6 protein-coding genes are annotated in these 8,339 nt (G+C 39.4%); 1 reads left to right on the top strand and 5 read right to left on the bottom strand.

Translation table 11 applies throughout. The features are described 5' to 3' along the window. Window positions 1-264 (top strand): nucleotidyltransferase family protein (locus tag A2517_RS06700; RefSeq protein ID WP_294895371.1); only part of this gene is annotated, 264 nt, incomplete at its 5' end. Window positions 265-293: 29 nt separating this feature from the next. On the opposite strand, the gene A2517_RS06695 is transcribed toward A2517_RS06700, so the two are convergent. The 5 genes from A2517_RS06695 to A2517_RS06675 all read right to left on the bottom strand — a co-directional run bounded on the left by A2517_RS06695 (window position 294) and on the right by A2517_RS06675 (window position 8,174). Then, complete coding sequence (locus tag A2517_RS06695) at window positions 294-2,768, bottom strand: ATP-binding protein (protein ID WP_294895368.1); 2,475 nt, start codon at window positions 2,766-2,768, stop codon at window positions 294-296. Between the two features lie 115 nt (window positions 2,769-2,883). Further along, window positions 2,884-4,188 (bottom strand): aminopeptidase P N-terminal domain-containing protein, encoded by a 1,305-nt coding sequence (locus A2517_RS06690; protein WP_294895366.1) that lies wholly within the window; start codon window positions 4,186-4,188, stop codon window positions 2,884-2,886. 29 nt (window positions 4,189-4,217) lie between these two features. Further along, window positions 4,218-4,712 carry a chemotaxis protein CheW gene (locus A2517_RS06685; protein WP_294895364.1) on the bottom strand — a complete coding sequence of 165 codons (495 nt, stop codon included), beginning with the start codon at window positions 4,710-4,712 and terminating at the stop codon, window positions 4,218-4,220. A 2-nt stretch (window positions 4,713-4,714) separates the two neighbouring features. After that, complete coding sequence (locus tag A2517_RS06680) at window positions 4,715-7,219, bottom strand: chemotaxis protein CheW (RefSeq protein ID WP_294895362.1); 2,505 nt, start codon at window positions 7,217-7,219, stop codon at window positions 4,715-4,717. 10 nt (window positions 7,220-7,229) lie between these two features. Beyond that, window positions 7,230-8,174 carry a chemotaxis protein gene (locus tag A2517_RS06675; protein WP_294895360.1) on the bottom strand — a complete coding sequence of 315 codons (945 nt, stop codon included), beginning with the start codon at window positions 8,172-8,174 and terminating at the stop codon, window positions 7,230-7,232. Window positions 8,175-8,339 lie beyond the last annotated feature (165 nt).

Below are 8,339 nucleotides of genomic sequence, written 5' to 3'. Positions count from 1 at the left end.
GCCCTTCTTAAAAAACTTATTACCGAACATCTTAGCGAATGTGAAATCCGTGTATTCGGCTCACGTATCCACGGTACGGCAAAACCTTATTCCGACATCGACATCGCCATTAAATGTGACGAACCGATTGATCGGCATATCATGCGCGCGCTCAAAGAGGCATTACAGGAATCGACACTACCCATTCGTGTCGATGTATTGGACTGGTATGGTATTTCGGAGGAGTTTCGAGGTGTTATCGAAAATGGGTATGAGATTTTGTGATCTGCAAACCTCTTTATTTATCTACCTACTTAGTTTGTTAATAAAATACTATCCTCACCATAATAAGTATCTATAAACTTTTTCAACAAAACTTTCTCATTGGATGTTAAATCAAAGTTCTCTAATGCATACTCATGAATTACTTTATATATTGCATATTCCAGTAATGTATTTGAATCACTTGTTAAATTTTTTCTAGCCAAATCTGGAATTATATTATTGTCTTTTATATTTATGCGTTGCTCTAATACGCCAATAAAACTAGCTCTTTTAAGCTTATTTGGTCGTCCATTTATTTTTATATTTTTAATATATAACTCAGTATTAGTCATATAATTGTTATTATCAAAAAACATGACTGAGGAATAATCTTTATACAATAGACCAACGTTCTTAACTATAAATAGAGGTGTATAGAACTTTTTATCTATATTAGCTTTTTTTCGTACCTCATTTATAGAAATACCTGTATGAATCCCTTCAGATTCATTTTTTTTATTTTCAAAATATAGATATAGATCATAATCAGTTGATGAAACACCGCCATATCCTTCCTCAAAACTAAAGTTCTTATGAGAAAATAAATAAATATACTCTTTTATATCATCATTTAAACTATTAATAGCATCACTTTCATCAAGATAACTTGCATTTTTTAAGATATGATATTTTTTATTAGTGGAATATTCTAACAATGGTATCTTGCAATAGAGAAGGTTATTGTTTTGAACAATAATGTCTAACACTAACTCTTGTAGATTATCAAGTTTTATAATTTTGTCTCCATCAAAATATAATATTGCATAACTATCATCAAATTGAGACTCTATATTACTAACATAATAAACAGCCTTATGTAAATTTATTATTCCAAATAAATTTTTGGCATATTGATTTACATCAATAATAAATTCACTCTTTTTTATCTCTTTATTTTGTTCTATGCTATTATTGTTTATCTTAATTTCAAACTCTTCTATCAAAATATTATCAGTGATAAATTTAGACAATAATTTTTCGAAACCATCTTCTTTGAATCCCATTGCTTGAATGACAGAATCATATTGAAGTATGATTTGTGTCCCAGACTCTATCTCGTAATCTTCATTTTTTGTAAATGAGATATACTCGCTGTTTTGCTCTAAATCTATACTATATTTGTATTTCTCACCGTGATATTTTGTCACCACTTTTACATGAGATGAAAGCATAAAACAAGATAAAAATCCTATACCGAAATTTCCGATTGGATTGTAGCTGTGTTCATAGTTTAGAAAGTCTGTTGACTTATAGTAAGATTTTCCGACATTAAGAAAATACTTTTTAATGATATTTTCATTCATTCCCATGCCATTGTCTTTTACAATAATTTGGTTTTTATCTTTTAAAATATAGATCTCTATTGTAGGTTTATAATCACTTTGCAACTTCTCTTTTTTCACCATACAAGCATCTATAGAATTTTGAATCAATTCTCTTAGCCCTAACGACTTGCTACCATAAACAGATTCACCCATAAGTAGGTTCGTTACTGCTTTATAATCCATATTTAATTTTAAATCAGGAACGGTATAGCCGATAGGTTTAATGTTGTTTTGAACTTTTATATTTATATGTAACCTATATTTTTCTTGCATATCTGCCGTTTTTTCAACTGCAAGTTTTAATTCGTTTTCAATCCATTCGATATAGTTCAAAAGTTTTCTATGAACTTTAATCTCTTTAACTTCGCCATCAAGTCTAACTATTTTTAAATCATTTTTTTCAAATATCTTTTTTGTGTTGTCAATAGTGAAATTTTTCAACCACTCTTCATTACTATATTCGTTTAAGTCCATACTTTTATAAAGTTCAAGTGGTGTTCTCGTGGAATCAATGTCTAATATATCTGCTACTCGTAGAAGTATTGCTATAAATTGAGAATTATAAGAATACTCTCCTTTTAAGCTGTCTGTTTCTAAACTACTTACAAAGTTTTCACCTTCTGTATGACTTTGGCAAATTAAGCCTAAATCTTTGGCAAATGATATTGATGTATTTACTAATATAAAATATTCGCTATATCTGTTTACGACTAAATCATTAGCTATTTTTCCATGTTGAGTTCGGATTACTTCTTGGAGTGCTAATACTTCATTGGCAGAATTCTTTTTTATTTGTTCAAAACTTTGTTTATATAAATACTTAGAAGTGTTATCCTTAATCTTTGAAATCTCATTATCATCAAGTGACATTCCAATATCATGAAAAAGCCCTGCATAAATCATCAAAGCAAGTTCTAGTTGATTGAAATCATCAATATTAGCTTGTATCAACTCATACATGGTATTCATAATATTTATTGAATGATTAATGTCATGGTTTGTATAGTTTGGAAAGTTAATGGTAGTTTTTTTGTTTATTAGCGCTTCGATTAAATTTGATGTTTCTAAAACCTTTGAAGCGAATTGTTCATCTTTCTTTTTTAAAATTTTAAATAACTCAACATTCTCTATACTATTCATTTCAATTCCATAATATTATTTAATAAATTATATCTAAATACTTTCGATGTCGATTATTTTGAATTAAGATATATATTTTGATGAGTTTACTATTTGATAAAAGATGAAAAAAATTTTATAACTGACACATCGCTTCAATCTCTTCCACTCTCTTCGCAATCATCGCCGATAGATTCTCATAGCCGCTTTCAGTGACAAGGATATTATCTTCAATGCGGATACCGATGCCCCGATAGCGCTCATGGACAGACTCATCATCGGCGCGGAAGTACAGCCCCGGCTCGATAGTCATCACCATCCCCGCTTCAAAGGCTAACGATTCTCCCGCTTCGTCCACATACGGGCACGGATCATGAACATCCAACCCCATCCAGTGACCTATCCCATGCGGTGCATATTTTTTATGCTCTTTGGCTTCAATAAGAGCATTTCGTTCTCCAACCAATATTCCCAATTCGATTAAAGCGTCACAGAGTAACTCTTCACTGTAGCTTTGGAGCCAGTCCCGTTTCACATTAGGTTTAATCGCATCAATGACCCGCAATTGCACATCAAGAACTTTTTCGTACACTTCCTTCTGTGCCTCACTGAATTTTCCGTTGATCGGAAAGGTGCGGGTAATGTCACTGGCGTAGAGTTCCCACTCGCACGCCGCATCGATAAGGACTAAATCGCCCTCTCGAAGCTCATCACGGTTATCGACGTAATGGAGGGTATTGGCATTGTTCCCCCCTGCGACAATCGCTCCGTACGCTTCGCTCATCGCACCGCTGTTTAAAAAAACGTAACTCATTGCGGCTTGAAGTTGGTACTCCTTCATCCCTACACGACATTTTTGCATTGCGATGTGATGTGCTTCCGCCGTAATCGTGAGTGCTTTACGTATATGGGCGATCTCTAGCTCAGATTTAATCAACCGTAAGGTTCGAATCAGATGGGTAACATCACGAATGGAACGGATATGGCGTTTAACACCCCGCATGGATTGAAGTGCCTCTGCCGCCGTTTTGGCTTCGATCAGTCGCGGTGAGGCATTGTACAGATCTATGTAGAGATTGATATGCTCCCGTAAAAGTTCTTTGATCATCCCTGCGTATTCGGCACTCTCATGCACTTCATCGACGCTAAACCGCTTCAAAGCGCCATCAACGCCCAAACGTGCACCGTTCCAAAGGGCATGAATCTCATTATGCGCTTCAACAAATAAAATAGTTTTGGTGAATTCGTGAGTTTTGATCAGGACTAAAATAGAATTGTCTTCATTAAATCCGCAAAGATAATAAAAGTCACTGTTTTGACGGTAAGGGTACTCGGTATCGTTAGAGCGGGTTTTGGTAGGTGCAGAAGTGATTATCGCTACCCCCTCCTCCATAGAGTCGAGGAGTTTTGAGCGACGATTTAAAAAGTGTGTTTCATTCATGGCGTTATTGTGCCATAAATGGAACTAAATTAGAAATTTCTCTCTAAAAGTTTACCGACTTTGAGGATCGTGATGATACGATCGGCTTGTTTACCGACTCCGTCAATCATACTCGCTTCTTCGTTAACGGTATCCGGCGCAGGGCCGACATCTTTTTTCGGTAAACGTATCGCTTCAGTGAGACGATCGATCACAAATCCGGCAACGTCATCGTTATTTTTCATAACGATAAAGCGGGTCTCTTCGGTATGTTTTTGGGTTTCTAGTCCAAAACGTGAACGCAAATCGATCAATGGGATAACCGAACCGCGCAGATTAAAGACACCTAAAATATACTCAGGCGTTTGAGGAACTCGTGTCCAAGAGATCGGTTTGATAATCTCTTGAATGCTCAAAATGGGCACCGAGAACTCTTCATCCCCCACGATGAATCCGACCAATTGGATCACTTCATCGATTTTAATATCATCTCCGGAGAGGGCTTTGTTCTGCTTATTAATAATTTGTTGAAGTTTTTCGCTCATTGTTATAGCCCCTCATTAAATTTGATATTGCGTTTGACGACATTCATCAGATATTCCGGTGAATACGGTTTCGTGATGTATTCTACCATTCCTGATTCAACTCCGCGCATTCGGTCAGCTTTTCCGGTACGAGACGTAACCGCGATCAGTGGAAGATTTTTATACTTGTTGTACTTTTTAATCTCTGCCGCCAAGGTATATCCATCCATTCGCGGCATCTCAATATCGACTAACATTCCGTCAAAGTTATGATCGCCCTGTTTTAAGATATTCAGTGCTTCGACACCGTCGGTTGCTTCTACCAGAGTGATTCCCATCGGTTCAAGCGCTTTTCTCATAATGGTACGGTCAGTTTTTGAATCATCGACGATCATAACACAGTAGTCCGTCGGTGAAGTTTTAGCGCCGCCGCGTCCTTTGGCTTCCGCACTCTCTTGCCCAACGGTTGATTTAACCGATTTTGCCATTTGCATCAATGCCGCGACATCGACGATGAGGGTTACGCCGCCATCACCGCGAATGGTTGCACCCGCAATCCCCTCGATCCCTTTAAGGTATTCACCGAGAGATTTAATAACGATCTCCTCTTGTCCGACCAAAGAATCGACGATAAGACCGATTTTGCTCTCAGCCAATCCGAGAACAACGACATACGCATGTTCACTGTTATCAAATACGCGCTCAACTTCGAAAATGTCGCCGATATGGACAAGGGAAAGAACCTCATCACGAAGACGCATGACGGAACGGCTCTCAACCGTATAAATTTCATCTTTGCTGATACGAACCGTCTCAAGAACCGATGCGAGTGGAATCGCATAATACTCTTCCTGAACACCGACGAGCAATGCTTGAATAATCGCAAGGGTAAGAGGGATTTTCAGTTTCATCGACGTACCCTGACCCACTTCGGAGTCGATGTCGATCATTCCGTTGAGTTTTTCGATATTCGTTTTAACAACGTCCATCCCTACACCGCGTCCCGAAACACTCGTAACTTGTGCGGCAGTTGAGAATCCCGGACGGAAAATGAGACCGAATGCCTCTTTCTCAGACATCGTATCGGCTTCTTTTTCGGTAATAATATTTTTCTCAATCGATTTAGATTTGAGCATATCGGCATCAAGCCCTTTACCGTCATCAATAATCTGGATAACGATATGGTTACCTTCGTGGTATGCTTTAAGCTGAATGGTTCCACCCTCTTCTTTACCGGCAGCAAGACGTACTTCCGGTGTCTCGATTCCGTGGTCACAAGAGTTACGGATAATGTGTACTAGCGGATCACCGATCTCTTCAACGATTGATTTGTCAAGCTCCGTCTCTTCACCGGTAATTTCCAACTCAATTTTTTTGTTTAGTTCACGTGATAGGTCACGGATCATACGAGGGAATTTATTAAACACTTTTCCGATCGGTAACATACGGGTTTTCATAACGGCGATTTGCAAGTCGGTCGTTACCAATGAGACAATCGATACGACTTGGTTTAGCTCTTCAAGGAAAGCTTCCCCTTCGTAACGCTCTTCAACATCGTCATTGATTTTGATAAGGCGATTTTTACCGAGTACGAGTTCTCCGATAAGATTCATCAAATGGTCAAGTCGTTTGACGTCGACACGGATGGTTTGTTCGACTGCTGATCCGCCACGATTTTCACCATCGTCTTTCGCTTCAACTTTTTTAGGTGCCGGAGCAGCTTTTGCGACAGGTGCAGGTTCGCTTTTAGGGGCGGCAGGTGGAGTAACCGGTACAGGAGCGGATGCTGCCGGTGCTACTGGCTCAGGTTCTTGAGCTTTATTTGAACGCTTCGCGGCATCTTCGGCTTGACGCACTGCAATAAGACGCTCGATTTCTGCTTCAACTTCCTCATCGCTCATCCCTGAATAATCCGGTTCTTCTTCGGCTGAAGGGGTCGATGATTTTGCTGAATTGGCACGTTTAGCCGCATCTTCAGCCTGACGGACTGCAATAAGGCGCTCAATTTCCGCTTCAACTTCAGCATCGCTCATCCCTGAGTAGTCAGGCTCTTCTTCACTTACGGCTGCAACGGCAGGTTTAGGCTCAGGTGCAGGGGTTGATGGAGCTGCTGCCGGTGCAGGGACTGTTTCACCTAATGATGTACCGTTTGCGACGGCATCCAAACGTGCAACACATGGATTTACTTCCAATCCGCTATCTTCTCCGCTGTCACGGATACGGACAAGGAGCGCTTTCATCAAATCAATCGATTCGAGGATAACGTCCATAACGTCAGCATCGATGACCAAATCTCCATGACGTGCCATATTGAGCAAATTTTCCATATGGTGCGTCAAATGGGTCAATACATCGAAATTTAAGAACGAACTTGCCCCCTTAATCGTATGGGCAACCCGGAATATACGATTTAGAAGATCCAAATCATCGGGTCGTGACTCCAACTCGACAAGGTCTTGGTCAAGCTGTTCAATCAGTTCAAACGACTCAACCAAAAAGTCTTGTAATATCTCTTGAAATTCATCCATTGCCTAACCCCTATTCAATATGAGCACGTACGACACGTGCTACTTCATCGTAAAATAAATTCGAATCGAATTTGACCAAGTATGCCTCTCCGCCGGCTTCTTTTCCGCGAAGTTCACTGAAATAATCGCTGATCGAAGAGTTGAAAACGATCGGAATCATTTTGAATCTTGGGTCGGCTTTTACATTCGCTGCAAAGTGAAATCCGTCCATCAACGGCATCTCAATGTCTGAAGCGATAAGACGAAGTTTTGAAGAGATACTCTCCCCGTATTTGGAATACATATCTTCCAAGATTCTAAGGCCGTTCTCACCGTCAGTCGCTTCAATAACATCAAAGCCCATCTGCTCTAATGCGTCTTTGATAATACGGCGTGCAGTAGAGCTGTCATCCAACAGAAGAACATACCCGGTAAAGTTGTATTTACCGTCTTCAAGTTTGCCGCTAGCCGGTTGATAGAGCCCCAGTTCTTGGACAACACTTTCCAAATCGAGGATTAAAAGAACCGCATCGTCTTCAATACGGGTAACTCCCGTAATCTTGGAGCTATCCATCCCGCCATCACCCGAAATAAATGATGCGGGTTCAATATCTTTCCAGTTGATACGGCGGATTCGTTTCGCTTCATGGACAACAAATCCGATCAGAATGTTATTGAATTCAGTAATAATAACCCGAGACTCTTTTTCTATTCCATCAGGTGCGTCAACACCCATCCATTTGGCCAAATTCACTACGGGAATAACAACACCGCGAAGGTCAAAAATACCTTCGATAAACGGCGGGGTTCCCGGTAATTCGGTGAGTTTTGGAAATCGGATGATTTCACGCACTTTTGCGACGTTTATACCATATATACCCTCGTATACTTCATCGCCTTCGCGCTTAAATATACGAAAATCGACAAGCTCCATCTCGTTGCTGCCGACTTTTAAAGTATCTCCTTGTCCCTTCATCGGGGCTCCTTACGAAAAATTGCTTCGTGCAATAACGTCTTATTTTGACTTGATTGTACAGTAAAGTATCTTTCATTGCAAGCAAAAGCACCCACATTAATGTAATGCAATTGAGAGAAATGAAAAGAGCAATTCTGATGAAAATGCCCCTCGATCAGAACATCA

Source organism: Sulfuricurvum sp. RIFOXYD12_FULL_44_77, assembly GCF_001830725.1.
GTDB classification, from domain to species: Bacteria; Campylobacterota; Campylobacteria; order Campylobacterales; family Sulfurimonadaceae; genus Sulfuricurvum; species Sulfuricurvum kujiense_A.
Note: the sequence above shows the minus strand (reverse complement) of the source record. Positions and strands in the feature narration are given on the sequence as shown.

What these genes read in the sequence shown, in the direction of transcription:
- A2517_RS06675 (WP_294895360.1), bottom strand. Translation starts at nt 8,174, where the DNA reads ATGAAGGGACAAGGAGATACTTTAAAAGTCGGCAGCAACGAGATGGAG.
- A2517_RS06680 (WP_294895362.1), bottom strand. Translation starts at nt 7,219, where the DNA reads ATGGATGAATTTCAAGAGATATTACAAGACTTTTTGGTTGAGTCGTTT.
- A2517_RS06690 (WP_294895366.1), bottom strand. Translation starts at nt 4,188, where the DNA reads ATGAATGAAACACACTTTTTAAATCGTCGCTCAAAACTCCTCGACTCT.
- A2517_RS06685 (WP_294895364.1), bottom strand. Translation starts at nt 4,712, where the DNA reads ATGAGCGAAAAACTTCAACAAATTATTAATAAGCAGAACAAAGCCCTC.
- A2517_RS06695 (WP_294895368.1), bottom strand. Translation starts at nt 2,768, where the DNA reads ATGAATAGTATAGAGAATGTTGAGTTATTTAAAATTTTAAAAAAGAAA.